The organism is Klebsiella sp. WOUb02, from assembly GCF_050058015.1.
In the GTDB taxonomy this organism is placed as follows: Bacteria; Pseudomonadota; Gammaproteobacteria; order Enterobacterales; family Enterobacteriaceae; genus Klebsiella.
In genome coordinates this window covers 256,428-274,457 of record NZ_CP170106.1, presented here as the reverse complement: position 1 = coordinate 274,457, position 18,030 = coordinate 256,428, and the positions used below count along the sequence as shown (strand labels likewise).

At 57.3% G+C, this 18,030-nt stretch carries 19 protein-coding genes and 1 pseudogene; 15 read left to right on the top strand and 5 right to left on the bottom strand.

Annotated elements, in window-relative coordinates:
• Window positions 1–160: 160 nt before the first annotated feature.
• The 3 genes from speA to ABOC21_RS03440 form a co-directional block, all read right to left on the bottom strand.
• Complete coding sequence (gene speA / locus ABOC21_RS03450) at window positions 161–2,137, bottom strand: biosynthetic arginine decarboxylase (protein WP_426812452.1); 1,977 nt, start codon at window positions 2,135–2,137, stop codon at window positions 161–163.
• On the bottom strand, window positions 2,130–2,276 hold the full coding sequence (gene yqgB, locus ABOC21_RS03445) for an acid stress response protein YqgB (protein WP_426812451.1): 147 nt from the start codon (window positions 2,274–2,276) through the stop codon (window positions 2,130–2,132). The genes speA and yqgB overlap by 8 nt, the downstream gene beginning before the upstream one ends.
• Before the next feature lie 88 nt (window positions 2,277–2,364).
• Window positions 2,365–2,514 (bottom strand): hypothetical protein, encoded by a 150-nt coding sequence (locus tag ABOC21_RS03440; protein ID WP_426812450.1) that lies wholly within the window; start codon window positions 2,512–2,514, stop codon window positions 2,365–2,367.
• A 463-nt stretch (window positions 2,515–2,977) separates the two neighbouring features.
• On the opposite strand from ABOC21_RS03440, the pseudogene metK reads away from it, so the two are divergent.
• From metK to ruvX, 8 genes and pseudogenes are all read left to right on the top strand, one after another.
• Window positions 2,978–4,133, top strand: a pseudogene (gene metK / locus ABOC21_RS03435) (methionine adenosyltransferase).
• 391 nt (window positions 4,134–4,524) lie between these two features.
• Window positions 4,525–5,919, top strand: coding sequence for a sugar porter family MFS transporter (locus ABOC21_RS03430; protein WP_426812449.1), 1,395 nt, complete (start codon window positions 4,525–4,527; stop codon window positions 5,917–5,919).
• 78 nt (window positions 5,920–5,997) lie between these two features.
• Window positions 5,998–6,498, top strand: coding sequence for a SprT family zinc-dependent metalloprotease (locus ABOC21_RS03425; RefSeq protein ID WP_426812448.1), 501 nt, complete (start codon window positions 5,998–6,000; stop codon window positions 6,496–6,498).
• Between the two features lie 94 nt (window positions 6,499–6,592).
• Window positions 6,593–7,300 carry a deoxyribonuclease I gene (endA, locus tag ABOC21_RS03420; protein WP_426812447.1) on the top strand — a complete coding sequence of 236 codons (708 nt, stop codon included), beginning with the start codon at window positions 6,593–6,595 and terminating at the stop codon, window positions 7,298–7,300.
• A 93-nt stretch (window positions 7,301–7,393) separates the two neighbouring features.
• The gene (gene rsmE, locus ABOC21_RS03415; protein WP_426812446.1) at window positions 7,394–8,125 is read left to right on the top strand and encodes a 16S rRNA (uracil(1498)-N(3))-methyltransferase; all 732 of its coding nucleotides are present in this window, start codon (window positions 7,394–7,396) and stop codon (window positions 8,123–8,125) included.
• A 20-nt stretch (window positions 8,126–8,145) separates the two neighbouring features.
• Window positions 8,146–9,093, top strand: a complete 948-nt coding sequence (gene gshB / locus ABOC21_RS03410) for a glutathione synthase (protein WP_426812445.1) — start codon at window positions 8,146–8,148, stop codon at window positions 9,091–9,093.
• 359 nt (window positions 9,094–9,452) lie between these two features.
• Window positions 9,453–10,016, top strand: a complete 564-nt coding sequence (locus tag ABOC21_RS03405; protein WP_426812444.1) for a YqgE/AlgH family protein — start codon at window positions 9,453–9,455, stop codon at window positions 10,014–10,016.
• On the top strand, window positions 10,016–10,432 hold the full coding sequence (ruvX, locus tag ABOC21_RS03400) for a Holliday junction resolvase RuvX (RefSeq protein WP_426812443.1): 417 nt from the start codon (window positions 10,016–10,018) through the stop codon (window positions 10,430–10,432). The genes ABOC21_RS03405 and ruvX overlap by 1 nt, the downstream gene beginning before the upstream one ends.
• Here ruvX and ABOC21_RS03395 read toward each other — a convergent pair.
• Both ABOC21_RS03395 and ABOC21_RS03390 read right to left on the bottom strand, forming a co-directional pair.
• A complete protein-coding gene (locus tag ABOC21_RS03395; RefSeq protein WP_426812442.1) occupies window positions 10,398–11,120 on the bottom strand; it encodes a LuxR C-terminal-related transcriptional regulator in 723 nt (240 codons plus the stop codon). The genes ruvX and ABOC21_RS03395 overlap by 35 nt on opposite strands.
• 345 nt (window positions 11,121–11,465) lie before the next feature.
• Window positions 11,466–12,446, bottom strand: a complete 981-nt coding sequence (locus ABOC21_RS03390) for a type IV pilus twitching motility protein PilT (protein WP_426812441.1) — start codon at window positions 12,444–12,446, stop codon at window positions 11,466–11,468.
• 16 nt (window positions 12,447–12,462) lie between these two features.
• On the opposite strand from ABOC21_RS03390, the gene ABOC21_RS03385 reads away from it, so the two are divergent.
• The 7 genes from ABOC21_RS03385 to ABOC21_RS03355 all read left to right on the top strand — a co-directional run bounded on the left by ABOC21_RS03385 (window position 12,463) and on the right by ABOC21_RS03355 (window position 18,029).
• Window positions 12,463–13,167 (top strand): YggS family pyridoxal phosphate-dependent enzyme, encoded by a 705-nt coding sequence (locus tag ABOC21_RS03385; RefSeq protein WP_426812440.1) that lies wholly within the window; start codon window positions 12,463–12,465, stop codon window positions 13,165–13,167.
• Between the two features lie 17 nt (window positions 13,168–13,184).
• The gene (locus ABOC21_RS03380; protein ID WP_426812439.1) at window positions 13,185–13,751 is read left to right on the top strand and encodes a YggT family protein; all 567 of its coding nucleotides are present in this window, start codon (window positions 13,185–13,187) and stop codon (window positions 13,749–13,751) included.
• On the top strand, window positions 13,748–14,038 hold the full coding sequence (gene yggU / locus ABOC21_RS03375; RefSeq protein WP_041147205.1) for a DUF167 family protein YggU: 291 nt from the start codon (window positions 13,748–13,750) through the stop codon (window positions 14,036–14,038). Before ABOC21_RS03380 ends, yggU begins: the two co-directional genes overlap by 4 nt.
• A 26-nt stretch (window positions 14,039–14,064) precedes the next feature.
• The gene (locus ABOC21_RS03370; RefSeq protein ID WP_426812438.1) at window positions 14,065–14,658 is read left to right on the top strand and encodes an XTP/dITP diphosphatase; all 594 of its coding nucleotides are present in this window, start codon (window positions 14,065–14,067) and stop codon (window positions 14,656–14,658) included.
• Window positions 14,651–15,790 carry a radical SAM family heme chaperone HemW gene (gene hemW, locus ABOC21_RS03365; RefSeq protein WP_426812437.1) on the top strand — a complete coding sequence of 380 codons (1,140 nt, stop codon included), beginning with the start codon at window positions 14,651–14,653 and terminating at the stop codon, window positions 15,788–15,790. The genes ABOC21_RS03370 and hemW overlap by 8 nt, the downstream gene beginning before the upstream one ends.
• Window positions 15,791–16,107: 317 nt before the next feature.
• Entirely contained in the window at window positions 16,108–17,154 is a 1,047-nt protein-coding gene (locus ABOC21_RS03360) for a sugar ABC transporter substrate-binding protein (protein ID WP_426812436.1), read from the top strand.
• A gap of 62 nt (window positions 17,155–17,216) precedes the next feature.
• Window positions 17,217–18,029, top strand: coding sequence for an ATP-binding cassette domain-containing protein (locus ABOC21_RS03355; RefSeq protein WP_426812435.1), 813 nt, complete (start codon window positions 17,217–17,219; stop codon window positions 18,027–18,029).
• The last annotated feature ends 1 nt before the right edge of the window (window position 18,030 follow it).

Genomic DNA, 18,030 nt, shown 5'->3' with positions numbered 1-18,030 from the left:
TAAAAAAACCCCTCCGCGTCGTTAGGCCCGACGAGGAAGGGTTTGAATAGGGTGACTGCTTGTTGGGCGAATTATCGCCGTTAATGCGTGCGGGTTCAAGTCGGTATCGCGTTTGCGTGACCTGATGCCCCCTCCTTCAGCAGAGAGGGCCCGGCGCATTTTACTCGTCTTCCAGATAAGTGTAGCCGTACAGTCCCGCTTCGAACTCCTCGAGGAACTGCTGCTGCAGCGCCTCGTCGAGACCGGAGTTTTTCACCTGATCGCGGAACTGGGTCAGCAGCGTGTTCGGGTCCAGCTGCACGTACTGCAGCATATCCGCCACGGTATCCCCTTCATCGGAGAGCTCGACTTCGACGCTGCCGTCAGGGAAGACGAACACGTCCACCGCTTCGGTATCACCGAACAGGTTGTGCATGTTGCCGAGGATCTCCTGGTAGGCGCCGACCATAAAGAAGCCCAGCATCGGCGGATTCTCAGGATCGAATTCCGGCATCGGCATGGTGGTGGCGATGCCGTCGCCGTCGACGTAGTGATCGATCGCGCCGTCGGAGTCGCAGGTGATATCGAGCAGCACCGCGCGGCGTTCAGGCACCATGTCCAGGCCTTCCAGCGGCATCACCGGGAACAGCTGATCGATACCCCACGCGTCCGGCATCGACTGGAACAGCGAGAAGTTGACGTAAATTTTATCCGCCATCCGCTCCTGCAGCTCGTCAATGATTGGGCGGTGCGCGCGGTTGCTCGGATCGAGCTGTTTCTGCACTTCATGGCACATGTTCAGATACAGCTGCTCCGCCCAGGCGCGCTCCTGCAGGTTAAAGGTGCCGGAAGAGTAGCCGATATGAATATCGTGCAGATCCATCTGGCTATCGTGCAGCCATTCACGCAGGGAGCGGCGGTTGCCGGTCTCGTGCATCTCTTGCCAGGTTTCCCACATGCTCTGCAGCGGGCGCGCCGCATCTTGTGCAGGCGGGGTCGCCTCGGTGTATTCGTTGCGCTCAACGCCGATAATATTGGAGACCAGCACGGTATGGTGCGCGGTAACCGCGCGCCCGGATTCGGTAATCACCGTCGGGTGCGGCAGGCCGTTCTCTTCACAGGCATCGCCGATCGCCCAGATAATGTTGTTCGCGTACTCGTTGAGGCCGTAGTTCACCGAACAGTCGGACTGCGAACGGGTGCCCTCATAGTCCACGCCCAGGCCGCCGCCGACGTCAAAGCACTGAATATTGACGCCCAGCTTATGCAGCTCGACGTAGAAGCGTGAGGATTCGCGCACGCCGGTGGCGATATCGCGAATGTTGGCCATCTGCGAGCCGAGGTGGAAGTGCAGCAGCTGCAGGCTTTCCAGATGCCCCGCCGCGCGCAGAATCTCAACCAGCTGCAGAACCTGCGTTGCCGCGAGGCCGAATTTCGATTTCTCGCCGCCGGAGGACTGCCATTTTCCGGAGCCCTGCGAGGCCAGACGCGCGCGGACGCCAAGACGCGGCACCACGTTCAGGCGCTCGGCCTCTTCCAGCACGATGGCGATTTCCGACATCTTTTCGATGACCAGATAGACCTTGTGGCCCATCTTTTCGCCCACCAGCGCGAGGCGGATATATTCACGGTCTTTATAGCCGTTACACACGATCACGCTGCGGGTCATGCCAGCATGCGCCAGCACCGCCATCAGCTCCGCCTTCGAGCCCGCTTCGAGGCCCAGCGGTTCGCCGGAGTGGATCAGCGACTCAATTACCCGGCGATGCTGGTTAACCTTGATCGGATAAACCAGGAAGTAGTCGCCGTTATAGCCGTAGGATTCGCGCGCACGCTTGAAGGCGGCGTTAATCGAGCGCAGGCGATGCTGCAGGATCTGCGGGAAGCAAAACAGCGCAGGCAGGCGTTGCCCTTGCGCTTCGCGCGCTTTGACTAATTCGGCAAGATCGACGCGCGCTTCCGGTACGTCAGGATCCGGGCAAACGCTAATATGGCCCAGTTCGTTGACGTCGTAGTAGTTATTACCCCACCAGGCAATATTATAAGTACGTAGCATTTTGCTAGCTTCCTGGGAGCTCATCGCCACCTCCTGCATAGAACGTAGTACACCGTGTTCGCCTGCTGACGAAGGCGAAACCATAGACATGTCGTCAGACATAGCGAACCTCAATTTTAGTAATAAGTGTAAGACAGTTAACCACTATCGCAGTCCAAAGACGCGATAACAACCCATGAACAGTCCTAAACCCCAGCAGATAGTGCTGGCGCTGCGGCTGCGCGACCGGTTTCTTTTTCATATGATAATAAAACACGTACCCGAACGTAGTGTGACAGTCCGGAGAAACCACGAGAAAACTCTTGCGATAGCGGCAAGAGAGCCCTTGTTCAGTTTTCTGACGACCTTCCGGCCCTGGAATCCTGAGAAGCGCCGAAATGGGTAGAACATCGGCAGGTATGCATGAAAGAGATGCAGATTGCGGGATAGTGACGCGCGACGGAACGACGCGACGAATCAGGTGAAAAACGTGGGTTCATTATCTGGTATCACCTCCACACTGCCCCGAAACGGGCCAGCGACAAGCCAAAGCTATCTACCTGGCAGCAGGCGGAAGGGCCGCTGCGGGATTCTGTTAACACAGAGTGCTTAACCCGGCTGGAAGTGGCGTCACGAGGTACTCTTCGTGCGCTGTCATAATGAGCCGCGCGCGGCGTTTTATACCGATAAGCAGGCTAAAATGCAAAATAAAAATATGCGTGTTGCCGCGTCTGGCAGGAAAAATTTCCACCGGCTATTGCGCATAAATGCGATGCGCATCAAAAAAGTCTGGAAATGGGATTAAGATTTGACCTAAAATAGCCGTCCAGAAGTTAATCCGTCTATACTGATTAACACTCAGACTGCTCGTGTCACTACCTGCAAGCTTTGGTAGAGTCGTCTAACAAAGCCTCTCCACACAACAGTATGAGCTATACGAATACTCCACAGGTAAAATAAAACATGGCAAAACACCTTTTTACGTCCGAGTCCGTATCAGAAGGGCATCCAGACAAAATTGCTGACCAAATCTCCGATGCCGTGCTTGACGCGATCCTTGCCCAGGATCCGAAGGCCCGCGTCGCGTGTGAAACCTACGTCAAAACCGGCATGGTTCTGGTTGGCGGTGAAATCACCACCAGCGCATGGGTTGATATCGAAGAGATCACCCGTAACACGGTTCGTGAAATTGGCTACGTGCATTCCGATATGGGCTTTGACGCCAACTCCTGCGCCGTGCTGAGCGCTATCGGCAAGCAGTCCCCGGACATCAACCAGGGCGTTGACCGTGCCGATCCGCTGGAGCAGGGCGCGGGCGACCAGGGCCTGATGTTTGGCTACGCCACCAACGAGACCGACGTGCTGATGCCGGCGCCGATCACCTACGCCCACCGTCTGGTGCAGCGTCAGGCTGAAGTGCGTAAAAACGGCACGCTGCCGTGGCTGCGTCCGGATGCGAAGAGCCAGGTGACCTTCCAGTATGACGACGGCAAAATCGTCGGCATCGATGCGGTGGTGCTGTCGACTCAGCACGCGGAAGATATCGATCAAAAATCGCTGCAGGAAGCGGTGATGGAAGAGATCATCAAGCCGGTTCTGCCGACCGAATGGCTGAACAGCGCCACCAAATTCTTCATCAACCCGACCGGCCGCTTCGTTATCGGCGGCCCGATGGGCGACTGCGGCCTGACCGGACGTAAAATCATCGTTGATACCTACGGCGGCATGGCTCGTCACGGCGGCGGCGCGTTCTCCGGTAAGGATCCGTCGAAAGTTGACCGTTCCGCGGCTTACGCGGCGCGCTATGTGGCGAAAAACATCGTTGCCGCAGGCCTGGCCGACCGCTGTGAGATTCAGGTTTCCTACGCTATCGGCGTGGCCGAGCCGACCTCTATCATGGTTGAAACCTTCGGCACCGAAAAAATTGCTTCCGAGCAGACTGACTCTGCTGGTGCGTGAATTCTTCGACCTGCGTCCGTACGGCCTGATCCAGATGCTGGATCTGCTGCACCCGATCTACAAAGAAACCGCGGCGTACGGCCACTTTGGTCGCGAACATTTCCCATGGGAAAAAACCGACAAAGCCGCCCTGCTGCGCGAAGCCGCCGGCCTGAAATAAGCGCGCGCTTTACCGTTTCAAAGGCCAGCCTCGCGCTGGCCTTTTTCTTGCTGTTTTCCCCCACTCCGTTCCGCGCCTCTCCCCCGTTCGTTCCCGCATGGCGGGATAATGAAAGCGATTACATCAGGTTAATAGCCATTAGTTAGCTGCGATGCAGCGCAAATGAAACAACCATTCACAATGTTACATCTTGTTTCAGGAAAGTCTGATTTCGGTTTTTTACCCTGTCGACTAAAGTTATACATTACATTGATTTTAATAAATTTTCTCTGATTACACTTCCTTACGTTAGTGTAACCGATTACACAGTCGTGATTGCAATCACATTTTTTTGCTACCTACTCCCCTACTCTAAGCATCGACAGAATCAATAACTCAACTGGAGGGCGTTATGCCTGACAACAAAAAACAAGGGCGCTCGAACAAAACGATGACGTTCTTTGTCTGTTTCCTCGCCGCACTGGCCGGCCTGCTTTTTGGCCTTGATATCGGCGTCATTGCGGGTGCCCTGCCCTTTATTGCCAAAGAGTTTCAAATTAGCGCTCACACTCAGGAATGGGTGGTGAGCACCATGATGTTCGGCGCCGCCGTCGGCGCGGTCGGTAGCGGCTGGCTCTCCTTCAAGCTCGGCCGTAAGAAAAGCCTGATGATCGGCGCTATCCTGTTCGTTGTCGGCTCCCTGTGCTCCGCCGCCGCGCCGAACGTTGAAGTGCTGCTGATTTCCCGCGTACTGCTCGGCCTCGCGGTGGGCGTCGCCTCCTACACCGCCCCGCTGTACCTCTCCGAAATTGCGCCGGAGAAAATTCGCGGCAGCATGATCTCGATGTACCAGCTGATGATCACCATCGGTATTCTCGGCGCCTATCTGTCGGATACCGCGTTCAGCTACAGCGGCGCATGGCGCTGGATGCTCGGGGTCATTATCATCCCGGCCGTCCTGCTGCTGATTGGCGTTTTCTTCCTGCCGGACAGCCCGCGCTGGTTTGCCGCCAAACGCCGCTTTATCGATGCCGAACGTGTGCTGCTGCGCCTGCGCGATACCAGCGCGGAAGCCAAACGCGAGCTCGATGAAATCCGCGAAAGCCTGAAGGTCAAACAGTCCGGCTGGGAGCTGTTTAAAGAGAACAGCAACTTCCGCCGCGCGGTGTTCCTCGGCATTCTGCTGCAGGTGATGCAGCAGTTCACCGGAATGAACGTCATCATGTACTACGCGCCGAAGATCTTTGAGCTGGCGGGCTACGCCAACACCACCGAGCAGATGTGGGGCACGGTTATCGTCGGCCTGACCAACGTGCTGGCGACCTTTATCGCCATCGGCCTGGTTGACCGCTGGGGCCGGAAGCCAACGCTGATCCTCGGCTTTATCGTCATGGCCGTCGGCATGGGCGTGCTGGGCAGCATGATGCATATCGGCATCCACTCCACGACCGCGCAGTACTTCTCCGTGCTGATGCTGCTGATGTTTATCGTCGGCTTCGCTATGAGCGCCGGCCCGCTGATCTGGGTGCTGTGTTCAGAAATTCAGCCGCTGAAGGGCCGCGATTTCGGCATCACCTGCTCCACGGCCACCAACTGGATCGCCAACATGATCGTCGGTGCGACCTTCCTGACCATGCTGAATTCGCTGGGCAGCGCGAACACCTTCTGGGTCTATGGCGGCCTGAACATTCTGTTCATCTTCCTGACCCTGTGGCTTATTCCGGAAACCAAAAACGTTTCGCTGGAACATATCGAACGTAACCTGATGCAGGGTCGCCCGCTGCGTGAAATCGGCGCTCGCGACTAGCCATCACCGCGCTTCCTCCCCTCGCGGGAGGAAGCTTCTTCTTGCTCTCCTCTCCTCGCCGCACTATCCTCTGGCGCTATGAAGACGCCCCGAATTCCCATCGCTACGCAGCAGGCCGTGATGCGCAGCCTGCGGGAAAAACTCGCCCTCGCGAACCGCAAGCTTGAGCGCCGCTATCCGGAACCCGTGCTGGTTTATCAGCAGCGGGGAACCTCCGCCGGCACCGCCTGGCTGGACAAGAATGAAATTCGCCTCAACCCGGTGCTGCTGCTGGAGAACCAGCAGGCGTTTATCGATGAGGTGGTGCCGCACGAGCTGGCGCATCTGCTGGTGTGGCAACACTTCGGCCGCGTGGCGCCGCACGGCAAAGAGTGGAAATGGATGATGGAGAGCGTGCTGGAAGTGCCGGCCCGCCGCACCCACCGCTTCGAACTGGACTCAGTGCGCCAGAATACCTTCCCCTACCGCTGCCGATGCCAGCAGCACCAGCTTACCGTTCGCCGTCACAATCGCGTGATGCGCGGAGAAGCCACCTACCGCTGCGTTCGCTGCGGCGATCTGCTGGTCGCTGAAGAGTAAATATCGGCTATAACTGGAAATTTTCTGCTCTGACTGATTGTATCTGACAATCGCATTCGCTACGTTGCGGGCTCGTTTTGCCACGGAGTTCACGATGTCCCGTACGCATTTTTTTGCCGCAGCGTTGCTGACTGCGGCCTGTAGCGGCCAGGCTATGGCCGAAGGAATCCACAGTTTTTCCCAGGCAAAAGCCGCCGGAGTGAAGATTAACGCCGATGCCCCCGGCGACTTCTACTGCGGCTGCAAAATCGACTGGCAGGGTAAAAAAGGCGTTATCAATCTGCAATCCTGCGGCTATAAGGTGCGGAAAAACGAAAACCGCGCCGGCCGCGTCGAGTGGGAGCACGTCGTTCCGGCGTGGCAGTTTGGCCACCAGCGCCAGTGCTGGCAGGACGGAGGGCGTAAAAATTGCGCCAAAGATCCGGTTTACCGCCGGATGGAAAGCGATATGCACAACCTGCAGCCAGCGGTCGGCGAGGTCAACGGCGACCGCGCTAACTATATGTACAGCCAGTGGAACGGCGGCGAAGGCCAGTACGGTCAGTGCGCGATGAAGGTCGATTTTAAAGATAAAGTCGCCGAGCCGCCGGCGCGCGCCCGCGGCGCAATTGCGCGAACCTACTTCTATATGCGCGATAGCTATCAGCTCACCCTTTCCCGCCAGCAAACCCAGCTATTTACCGCCTGGAATAAGATCTACCCGGTCACAAGCTGGGAGTGCGAACGCGATGAGCGGATCGCTAAAGTTCAGGGCAACCACAATCCTTACGTCCAGCAGGCTTGCCAGGCGCAAAAGAGCTAACCTACACTAGCGGCAATTGTTAATTTGCAGATCCCGCTATTCTCCCGCGACGGCGGGGAAGAGAGGATCTGCGCGAAGAACGGAATATCAAGCATGCGCACTCCCCGCATCCACCACCCTGAGCCGATTATCGTCGGTAGCCAGATAGCCCTTTCCGACGACGCGGCGAACCACGTTGGTCGCGTATTGCGAATGAGCAAAGGCCAGGCCATTCAGCTTTTTGACGGTAGCAATCAGGTATTTGCCGCGACTATCGTCGACGCGGGCAAGAAAAACGTGACGGTTGAGATCGTCAGCGGCGAGAGTGACGATCGCGAATCGCCGCTGCATATTCACCTCGGCCAGGTGATGTCGCGCGGCGAAAAGATGGAATTTACCATCCAGAAATCGATCGAGCTCGGAGTAAGCCTCATTACGCCACTGTTTTCCGAGCGCTGCGGCGTTAAACTGGATGCCGAACGCTTGCAGAAGAAGATTCAGCAGTGGCAAAAAATCGCCATCGCCGCCTGCGAGCAGAGCGGCCGCAACGTGGTGCCAGAGATTCGTCCGGCCATGCAGCTGGAGGCCTGGTGCGCAGAGCAGGATGATAGCCTGAAGCTGAACCTGCATCCTCGCGCCAGCGCCAGCATCAACACGCTGCCGCTGCCGGTGGAGCGCATTCGTCTGCTGATTGGCCCTGAAGGAGGGCTGTCAGCGGAAGAGATCGCGATGACCGCTCGTTACCAGTTTACTGATATTCTGTTGGGACCGCGCGTTCTGCGTACAGAGACAACTGCGCTAACCGCCATTACCGCGCTACAGGTGCGTTTTGGCGACTTAGGTTGAAGCGTTAACGGAGAATAATAATGATCAAGCTCGGCATCGTGATGGACCCCATCGCAACCATCAACATCAAGAAAGACACCAGCTTCGCCATGCTGCTGGAAGCCCAGCGTCGCGGCTACGAACTCCATTATATGGAGATGAACGACCTGTACTTAATCAACGGTGAGGCCCGCGCCCGTACGCGCACGCTGAGCGTAGAGCAGAACTACGACAAGTGGTACGAGTTCAGCGGCGAGCAGGATCTGCCGCTGGCGGATCTCGACGTGATTCTGATGCGTAAGGATCCGCCGTTCGATACCGAGTTTATTTACGCTACCTATATTCTGGAACGCGCGGAAGATAAGGGCACGCTTATCGTCAACAAACCGCAGAGCCTGCGCGACTGTAACGAAAAGCTGTTTACCGCCTGGTTTGCCGACCTGACGCCGGAAACGCTGGTCACCCGCAACAAGGCGCAGCTGAAAGCCTTCTGGGAAAAGCACGGCGATATTATTCTCAAGCCGCTGGACGGCATGGGCGGTACATCTATTTTCCGCGTGAAAGAGGGCGATCCTAACCTGCCGGTGATTGCGGAAACGCTGACCGATCTGGGCAGCCGCTACTGCATGGCGCAAAACTATCTGCCGGCCATCAAGGACGGCGATAAGCGCGTGCTGGTGGTCGACGGCGAACCGGTTCCCTGGTGCCTGGCGCGTATTCCGCAGGGCGGAGAGACGCGCGGTAACCTGGCCGCCGGCGGCCGCGGCGAAGCGCGCCCGCTGACCGAGAGCGATTGGGCGATCGCCCGCCGCGTCGGCCCTACGCTGAAGGCCAAGGGCCTGATTTTCGTCGGTCTGGATATCATCGGCGATCGCCTGACGGAAATTAACGTCACCAGCCCGACCTGCGTGCGCGAGATTGAGGCCGCCTTCCCGGTCTCCATCACCGGGATGCTGATGGACGCCATCGAGAAGCGTCTCGCTAAGTAATCCGCCGCTTCTGGATGAGCCCGCTGGACGCACAGCATCCTGATTGCATCTGGAACCAGCCAGCTTGCTTCAACGAAAGAGTAAAGGGGCCAACGCCCTTTTACTCTTCGTTTTTTTTGTTATTCGTTATTCGCTTTTTTACCTTTCTCCCTTCGAGCCGATAGATTCAACGAAAGATTTCGCGCTACAGGAAGGCGGCGACGCAGCGAGCGCCCGGGAGCATAGTTTACTATGTGACCGGGGCGAGCGAGGAAGCCAACGCACCTGTAGCGTGAAAGATAAAGTTGAATCGACAGGGCGGCACTTTGCCCGCATACTAAATGCTGCTTTTTGAACCACCAGGAACAGAACCTCTGACAATGAATTTACAGCATCACTTTCTGATTGCCATGCCTGCTCTTCAGGACCCCATATTCCGCCGCTCCGTGGTTTACATCTGCGAGTATAACGATGACGGTGCGATGGGCATCATCATCAACAAACCGCTGGAAAATCTGCAGATTGACGGGATTCTGGAGAAGCTGAAAATTGTCGCTGAGCCGCGCAATCCCGATATTCGTCTCGATAAGCCGGTCATGCTTGGCGGCCCGCTGGCGGAAGATCGCGGCTTTATTCTGCACTCGCCGCCATCTGATTTCTCTTCCAGCATCCGTATTTCCGACAATACCGTGATCACCACGTCGCGGGACGTGCTGGAAACCCTCGGCACCGATAAACAGCCGAGCAACGTGCTGGTCGCGCTGGGCTACGCCTCCTGGGAGAAGGGACAGCTGGAGCAGGAGCTTCTTGATAACGCCTGGCTCACCGCTCCGGCCGATCAGAATATTTTGTTTAAAACGCCGATTGCCGATCGCTGGCGCGAAGCGGCAAAGCTGATTGGGATCGATATTGTGACGATGCCCGGCGTTGCGGGGCACGCATAATGAGCGGAACCTTACTGGGCTTTGATTTTGGCACCAAAAGCATCGGCGTGGCGGTTGGGCAACGCATTACCGGCACCGCCCGTCCTCTCCCGGCGCTCAAAGCGCAGGACGGGAAGCCGGACTGGAACGTTATCGAAAAGCTGCTGAAAGAGTGGCAGCCGGAAGCCGTTATCGTCGGCCTGCCGCTGAATATGGACGGCACCGAGCAGCCGCTAACCGCGCGCGCGCGCAACTTCGCCAATAAAATTCACGGCCGCTTTGGGGTACAGATTACCCTGCACGATGAGCGCCTGAGTACGGTTGAGGCCCGCGCCGGGCTTTTCGAGCACGGCGGGTTTCGCGCCCTGAATAAAGGCAGCATCGACTCGGCCTCGGCGGTGGTTATTCTGGAAAGCTACTTCGAGCAGGGTTTTTAAGCCCGCCGATGGCGGCGCCGAAGCCGGTGCCGTCATTGTGATAAACCTGGTGACGGAGATGTTCGTTAGCCCAGCTCACCGCCTGGGTACGATTCTTCACGCTCAGCTTGCGAAAAACGTTATACAGATGAGTGCGCACCGTATTTTCACTAATGAACAGCGCCCGGGCGATATCCATATTCGTCGCACCGCAGCGCAGCTCGTTTAAGATCTCACATTCCCGCTCCGTCAGCGGAGAGCTTTCCGCCGGTACCGATGCATGATTCGCCGCGTACATCGCCGGATGCATCACGCTCAGTTCAGCCGTCTGTTCGCCGTTCAGCACGGCCTTAACGCCCTCAATTAAACGCGATGCGTCATCGTCATGGCGGAAGACGCCGTAGAGCGCGGGCCACTGCGCCATCTCATAGAGCTCATACTTTTGCGCGCTGTTGATAATCAGCAGTCGCGGATTCTCTGCGTGCGTTCGAATAATATCCCGCCACGCTCCGTTCAGTTTTTTATTCGATACGGCAATATCAAATAATATTACGGAGTCCTTCGCCAGGGGCTTATTGATATTATGCAGGGTAACTGCCATCGATAAAGTTTCTGCCAGTCCGCTGACAAACGATTTACTCTGAATCGACGGCTGAGTAATAAAGAAAACCTGACGAGAATGAGAATATTTACCTGATAAATTAATCACTTAAAACCCTCCTTAGCAAGCGTCCACCATCATGGTGGTTAAATGAATTAAAACAAAAAATCACATACTTATTAATAAACTGAAATAAACTTACATATCAAAAAAATATCTTGTGGGAATCATCCTATCCCCACAAACAGCATAAGGTGAATTCATTAAAAGTGTCAAAAGGTAATCTGAACTTTTTCCCGTTTCTGCGAGGATAATACCAAATAGAATCCCTGCGGCTCATTATTCTGACGTTGTCACTGACTCTTACCTATATTTAAAATCAATATCAAAGAACATTAATAAAACATTCTGCTAACAACAAACTGGCACGATGACTGAATATAAAATCTCCGGCTACAGGCGACCTGCGGAGACACGCTGTTGAAAACTTTGCGTAAAAGTCTGCATTCCGCTCTGCTGTCCGGTCTGCATAACGCCGGGCAGCTGATGGGTTTTCCCTTCGCGGATCAAATTTGCCACCGCCGGGGTATTAACCAAAAGCTCGAATAGCGCAACTCTCCCGCCGGATATATCCGGTAATAATTTTTGCGCCAGTACGGCGCATAAACTTCCCGCCAGTTGGCCGCGAACCTGCTCTTTTTCCTGCGCAGGAAAAACGTCAACCAGGCGCTCAACCGCCTGCGCGGCACCGCGGGTATGCAGAGTCGCCATCACCAGGTGCCCGGTCTCCGCCGCCGTCAGCGCCAGGCGGATAGTCTCGCTGTCGCGCAGCTCGCCCAGCAAAATGACGTCCGGGTCCTGGCGCAGCGCCACCCGCAGCGCCGCGGCAAACGACGGCGCGTGGCGGCCAATTTCGCGCTGCTGGACCAGGCATCGTTCGCTGTCATGGACAAACTCCACCGGGTCCTCAAGGGTCAGAATATGGCCATCGAGGCGCTGATTGAGATAGCCAACCATCGCCGCGAGGGTGGTCGATTTACCGCTGCCGGTGGCGCCGGTGACGAGGATCAGCCCGCTCTCTTCATTGAGCAGCTCGGTTAGCGCGGCGGGGACGCTCAGTTCATCAAGCCGCGGGCAGGCTTCCGGCAGCAGGCGCAGCGCCAGCGATAGCCCGCGCGTGTGGGCAAATGCGCTGGCGCGCAGGCGCAGCCCGCCGGGTAGCGCCAGCGCAAAATCAACCTGTCCGCCGGCCTGCCACTGGCCCTGCTGCTCATCATTGAGCCACTGCGCGAGTATTTTGCCGATCTCCGGCGAGGTGAAGGGCGCGGGCTCCAGCCTCCCCTGACGACGCCAGCGCGGCGCCGAGGCATTGCACAGGTGTAGATCGGAGACGTTATGCTTTACACTAAGGGCCACGATTTCTTCCAACTCCATAACTCATCCTCGGAATATGAACGATATTGCGCATAACCTGGCACAGGTCCGGGACAAAATCTCAGGCGCTGTCGCCCGCTGCGGCCGCTCTCCAGAAGAAGTTACGCTGCTTGCAGTGAGTAAAACCAAACCTGCGAGCGCGGTTGAAGAAGCGGTGGCTGCCGGTCAGACGGCGTTCGGTGAAAACTACGTGCAGGAAGGGGTGGAAAAAATTCGCCACTTTCAGGATGCCGGGGTTCGCCATCTACAGTGGCACTTTATTGGCCCGCTGCAGTCCAACAAAAGTCGTCTGGTGGCGGAACATTTCGACTGGTGCCACACCGTCGACCGGCTGAAGATTGCCGCCCGGCTTAGCGAGCAGCGTCCGGCGCATTTGCCGCCGCTTAACGTGTTGATTCAAATTAATATCAGCGACGAGCAAAGCAAATCGGGGATCCCGCCAGAGGAGCTCGATGCGCTAGCGGCAGAGATCGACGCCCTGCCGAATCTGCGGCTGCGCGGATTAATGGCCATTCCGGCCCCCGAGTCAGAATATGTCAGGCAGTTTGCCGTCGCCCAACAAATGGCGGTAGCATTTGCGCGACTTAAGGCGCACTACCCTGCGGTCGATACGCTGTCTCTGGGAATGTCGGATGATATGGAAGCCGCTATCGCGGCGGGAAGCACTATGGTGCGCATCGGGACCGCAATCTTCGGTGCGCGCGACTACAGCAAAAATTAAGGAATCTGAGGAACGCCATGAAGACGTTGACTTTCCTGCTCTCAACGGTCATTGAACTCTACACTATGATCATGTTGTTACGCGTCTGGATGCAGTGGGCACGCTGCGACTTTTACAATCCCTTCTCGCAGTTTGTGGTGAAGGCAACCCAGCCGGTGGTTGGGCCGCTGCGCCGCATTATCCCGGCGCTGGGGCCGCTCGATAGCGCCTCGTTGCTGCTGGCCTTTATTCTCTGCGTCATCAAAGCCATCGTGCTGTTTATGGTGGTCACCTTCCAGCCGATCATCTGGATTTCCGCGCTGCTGATCCTGATTAAGACTATCGGCCTGCTGATTTTCTGGGTCCTGCTGCTGATGGCGATTATGAGCTGGGTGAGCCAGGGCCGCAGCCCGGTTGAATACGTGCTGATGCAGCTCGCCGACCCGCTGCTGCGCCCGATTCGCAGAATGCTGCCGTCGATGGGCGGGATTGACTTCTCGCCGATGGTGCTGGTTCTGCTGCTGTACGTGATTAATATGGGCATTTCCGAACTGCTTCAGGCAACCGGTAACGTGCTGCTTCCGGGGCTGTGGATGGCGCTATGAGTGCCGTCGAAGCCTGCGCCGACGGGCTGGTCCTGCGGCTGTATATTCAGCCCAAGGCCAGCCGCGATAGCATCGTTGGTTTACATGGCGACGAGCTCAAAGTCGCCATTACCGCCCCGCCCGTTGATGGTCAGGCAAATGCCCACCTGATTAAGTTCCTCGCCAAACAGTTTCGCGTCGCGAAAAGCCAGGTGCTTCTTGAAAAAGGCGAACTGGGCCGCCACAAGCAGATAAAAATCATCAACCCGCAACAGATCCCGACTCAGGTCGCGGCGCTGACAGAATAAGAGCCTCGCTCTAAACAGGATTAATCATGCAAAAAGTTGTTCTCGCCACCGGCAATGCCGGAAAGGTCCGCGAGCTGGCCTCGCTGCTGGAAGATTTTGGTCTGGATATCGTTGCTCAAACCGAGCTGGGAGTAGACAACGCCGAAGAAACCGGCCTGACGTTTATCGAAAACGCCATTCTGAAGGCCCGCCATGCCGCACAAATTACCGGCCTGCCGGCGATTGCCGATGACTCCGGCCTGGCGGTAGATGCGCTAGGCGGCGCGCCGGGGATCTACTCCGCGCGCTACTCCGGCGAAGATGCCAGCGACCAGCAGAACCTGGAAAAGCTGCTCGTCGCCCTGCGCGACGTCCCTGACGATAAGCGTCAGGCGCAGTTCCACTGCGTGCTGGTCTACCTGCGTCATGCCGCAGATCCAACGCCGATTGTTTGTCACGGCAGCTGGCCCGGAGTGATTGCCCGCAGCGCCGCAGGCAGCGGCGGCTTTGGCTACGATCCTATTTTCTTTGTTCCGTCTGAGGGTAAAACCGCGGCGGAGCTGAGCTGTGAAGAAAAAAGCGCGATATCCCACCGCGGGCGCGCGCTGAAACTGTTACTGGAAGCATTACGTAATGGCTAATTTGCCACCTCTGAGCCTGTATATTCACATCCCGTGGTGCGTGCAGAAGTGCCCGTACTGCGATTTTAACTCGCACGCGTTGAAGGGCGAGGTACCGCACGACGACTACGTGCAGCACCTGCTCAACGATCTGCGGGCCGACGCGCACTACGCCCAGGGCCGTGAAATCAGGACTATTTTTATCGGCGGCGGTACGCCAAGCCTGCTCTCCGGGCCGGCGATGCGGACCCTGCTTGACGGCGTTCGCGCCTGCCTGCTGCTGGCCGCCGATGCCGAGATTACCATGGAGGCCAACCCCGGCACCGTGGAGGCCGATCGCTTTGTCGAGTATCAGCGTGCGGGGGTCAACCGGATCTCCATCGGCGTGCAAAGCTTTAGCGAGGCAAAGCTGCAGCGTCTGGGACGTATTCACGGCCCGGCCGAGGCGAAACGCGCGGCGCATCTGGCCACCGGCCTCGGCCTGCGCAGCTTCAACCTCGACCTGATGCACGGCCTGCCGGACCAGTCGCTGGATGAAGCGCTGGACGATCTGCGCCAGGCCATCGAGCTCAGCCCGCCGCACCTGTCGTGGTATCAGCTGACGATTGAGCCCAATACCCTCTTCGGCTCCCGTCCGCCGGTGCTGCCGGATGACGATGCGCTGTGGGATATTTTTGAGCAGGGGCATCAGCTGCTGACGGCGGCAGGCTATCAGCAGTATGAAACCTCCGCCTATGCCAAACCCGGCTACCAGTGTCAGCACAATCTTAACTACTGGCGCTTTGGCGACTACCTCGGCGTCGGCTGCGGGGCGCACGGTAAGGTGACCTTCCCTGACGGACGCATTCTGCGTACGGCAAAAACGCGTCATCCGCGCGGCTACATGGAAGGCCGCTACCTTGAGCGCCAGCACGACGTCGAGGCGGCGGACAAGCCGTTCGAATTCTTTATGAACCGTTTCCGCCTGCTGGAAGCCGCGCCGCGTGACGAATTCAGCCGCTACACCGGCCTTGATGAGAGCGTGATTCGCCCGCAGATTGATGCCGCTATCGCCCAGGGCTACCTGGCAGAAGACGCGCACTGCTGGCAGATAACCGAGCACGGTAAGCTGTTTTTAAACTCGCTGCTGGAGCTGTTTCTGAGCGAAGATTAAGCATCCGGGCGGCCCTTCGCCGCCCGTTTTTTTGCCGCACGCCCCCCCCCCCTTTTCACGGTCGTTTTTTCCTCCGCGCTTCGGTCAAAGCGCCTGCGCCTTTTTTATTCAGATCTTTGCAGCCAATCACAAATACGCATCGATATTTTTCCATTTCTTGACTCCTTTTTTGCGCAGTGATAATCCTGCTTCATCGGTTGAGCAAATGTAAAACCGAAGTATCCTACATGTGAATTATTGGTAACTCTTATTAAAAAAGTCTTTATGACGTCGGCCCATGCCGGCGGGCTCAAGCATATAAAAAAGAGGGTAAGGCAATGAATTACCGTAAAGTTTTTATCGCACTTGCAACAATATCCGCCGGCGTTACCGCTTCAGCACAGGCCGCGGACTCCGCCACGGTCGCCTTTTTAATGCCCGATCAGGCATCAACACGCTACGAGCAGCATGATTTTCCCGGCTTCAAGGCGGAAATGAGCAAACTGTGCGCCGACTGCAAGGTCATTTATCAAAACGCCAACGCCAGCGCCAGCCTGCAGCAGCAGCAGTTCAACTCGGTCATTGCCCAGGGAGCGAAAATCATCGTTCTCGATCCGGTGGACTCTTCCGCCGCCGCCGCGCTGGTTGCCAACGCCCAGGCGCAGGACGTCAAAGTGATCGCCTACGATCGCCCTATCCCGGCGAAACCGGCTGATTTCTACGTCTCGTTTGATAACGAGGGCATTGGCTATGCTATCTCTAAGTCCTTGACCGACCATCTGAAAGAGAGCGGCGTACCGCAGGATGCCGGGGTGCTGCAAATCAACGGCTCCCCTACCGACGCGGCGGCGGGTCTGATCCGCGACGGTATCCATCGCGGCCTGAAAGAGTCGGGCTACAAAACTCTGGCGGAATTTGATACGCCGGAATGGGCGCCGCCAAAAGCGCAGGAGTGGGCGGCCGGGCAGATAACCCGCTTTGGCGACAAAATCAAAGGCGTGGTTGCCGCCAACGACGGCACCGGCGGCGGGGCGATTGCCGCCTTCAAAGCCGCCGGCGTCCAGCCGTTACCGCCGGTGACAGGCAATGACGCCACCATCGCCGCGCTGCAGCTCATCATTGCCGGCGACCAGTACAACACCATCTCAAAACCGTCTGAAATCGTCGCGGCGGCGGCGGCGAAAGTGGCCGTCGACTTTATTCAGGGTAAGAAGCCTCAGGCCAGCACCACCCTGTACAACACCCCTTCGCAGCTCTTCACCCCGGCGGTGATCACCGCGAAAAATATTAAAGCGGAAATCTTCGATAAAAAGATCCAGACCTACGCTCAGGTTTGTACCGGCGAATACACCGCAGCCTGCCAGAAGTTAGGCATCGAAAAGTAATTTTGCCCACGCGCCCGTCATCCAACGGCGGGCGTAGTTTCGCAATAATTGAGGTCTCTTCCATGTCGCAAGAACAAGAGAAAACATCCACCGCCGGGCAACCGATCCTGAAGCTCAGCAACGTCTCTAAACACTTTGGCGCCGTCTGCGCCCTGGCGGATATCGAGCTGGAGGTCCACGCCGGTGAAGTGGTGGCGCTGGTTGGCGATAACGGCGCGGGGAAATCCACGCTGGTCAAAATCCTCGCCGGCGTGCATCAGCCCACCGACGGAACCATCGAGTTCGACGGCAGGGTCGTCACCCTTGATAGTCCGGGGAAAGCGCTGGAATACGGCATCGCCACGGTTTTTCAGGATTTAGCGCTGTGCGAAAACCTGGACGTGGTGGCTAACCTGTTTTTAGGCCAGGAGATCTCGCCTTTACAGCTGGATGAAGTTGCCATGGAGGTACGGGCGTGGACGCTGCTGCAGGAGCTGGCGGCCCGCATTCCGTCGGTGCGCGAGCCCATCGCTTCGCTCTCCGGCGGCCAGCGCCAAACCGTCGCCATTGCCCGCTCTCTGCTAATGAACCCGAAAATTATCATGCTGGATGAGCCGACCGCCGCCCTCGGCGTCGCCCAGACGGCGGAAGTGCTCAACCTGATCGAGCGCGTTCGCGAACGCGGCCTCGGCGTCATTATTATCAGCCATAACATGGAAGACGTGCGCGCGGTGGCCGATCGCATCGTGGTGCTGCGCCTCGGGCGCAATAAAGGGGTCTTCACCCCCGACGCCACCAACCAGGAGCTGGTCGCCGCCATTACCGGCGCAACGGAAAATGCCGTTTCGCGCCGCGTTGAACGTAAATCACAGTTAAGTTCTTCTGGAGTGATTTAAT

Excerpts from the sequence above, each read along its gene's own strand:
- hemW (WP_426812437.1), top strand. The coding sequence starts at position 14,651 with ATGGCTAATTTGCCACCTCTGAGCCTGTATATTCACATCCCGTGGTGC.
- rsmE (WP_426812446.1), top strand. The coding sequence starts at position 7,394 with ATGCGCACTCCCCGCATCCACCACCCTGAGCCGATTATCGTCGGTAGC.
- ABOC21_RS03440 (WP_426812450.1), bottom strand. The coding sequence starts at position 2,514 with ATGAACCCACGTTTTTCACCTGATTCGTCGCGTCGTTCCGTCGCGCGT.
- endA (WP_426812447.1), top strand. The coding sequence starts at position 6,593 with ATGTCCCGTACGCATTTTTTTGCCGCAGCGTTGCTGACTGCGGCCTGT.
- yqgB (WP_426812451.1), bottom strand. The coding sequence starts at position 2,276 with ATGAAAAAGAAACCGGTCGCGCAGCCGCAGCGCCAGCACTATCTGCTG.
- ABOC21_RS03430 (WP_426812449.1), top strand. The coding sequence starts at position 4,525 with ATGCCTGACAACAAAAAACAAGGGCGCTCGAACAAAACGATGACGTTC.
- gshB (WP_426812445.1), top strand. The coding sequence starts at position 8,146 with ATGATCAAGCTCGGCATCGTGATGGACCCCATCGCAACCATCAACATC.
- yggU (WP_041147205.1), top strand. The coding sequence starts at position 13,748 with ATGAGTGCCGTCGAAGCCTGCGCCGACGGGCTGGTCCTGCGGCTGTAT.
- ABOC21_RS03355 (WP_426812435.1), top strand. The coding sequence starts at position 17,217 with ATGTCGCAAGAACAAGAGAAAACATCCACCGCCGGGCAACCGATCCTG.
- ABOC21_RS03390 (WP_426812441.1), bottom strand. The coding sequence starts at position 12,446 with ATGGAGTTGGAAGAAATCGTGGCCCTTAGTGTAAAGCATAACGTCTCC.
- ABOC21_RS03380 (WP_426812439.1), top strand. The coding sequence starts at position 13,185 with ATGAAGACGTTGACTTTCCTGCTCTCAACGGTCATTGAACTCTACACT.
- ABOC21_RS03370 (WP_426812438.1), top strand. The coding sequence starts at position 14,065 with ATGCAAAAAGTTGTTCTCGCCACCGGCAATGCCGGAAAGGTCCGCGAG.
- ABOC21_RS03405 (WP_426812444.1), top strand. The coding sequence starts at position 9,453 with ATGAATTTACAGCATCACTTTCTGATTGCCATGCCTGCTCTTCAGGAC.
- ruvX (WP_426812443.1), top strand. The coding sequence starts at position 10,016 with ATGAGCGGAACCTTACTGGGCTTTGATTTTGGCACCAAAAGCATCGGC.
- ABOC21_RS03425 (WP_426812448.1), top strand. The coding sequence starts at position 5,998 with ATGAAGACGCCCCGAATTCCCATCGCTACGCAGCAGGCCGTGATGCGC.
- ABOC21_RS03385 (WP_426812440.1), top strand. The coding sequence starts at position 12,463 with ATGAACGATATTGCGCATAACCTGGCACAGGTCCGGGACAAAATCTCA.
- ABOC21_RS03360 (WP_426812436.1), top strand. The coding sequence starts at position 16,108 with ATGAATTACCGTAAAGTTTTTATCGCACTTGCAACAATATCCGCCGGC.
- speA (WP_426812452.1), bottom strand. The coding sequence starts at position 2,137 with ATGTCTGACGACATGTCTATGGTTTCGCCTTCGTCAGCAGGCGAACAC.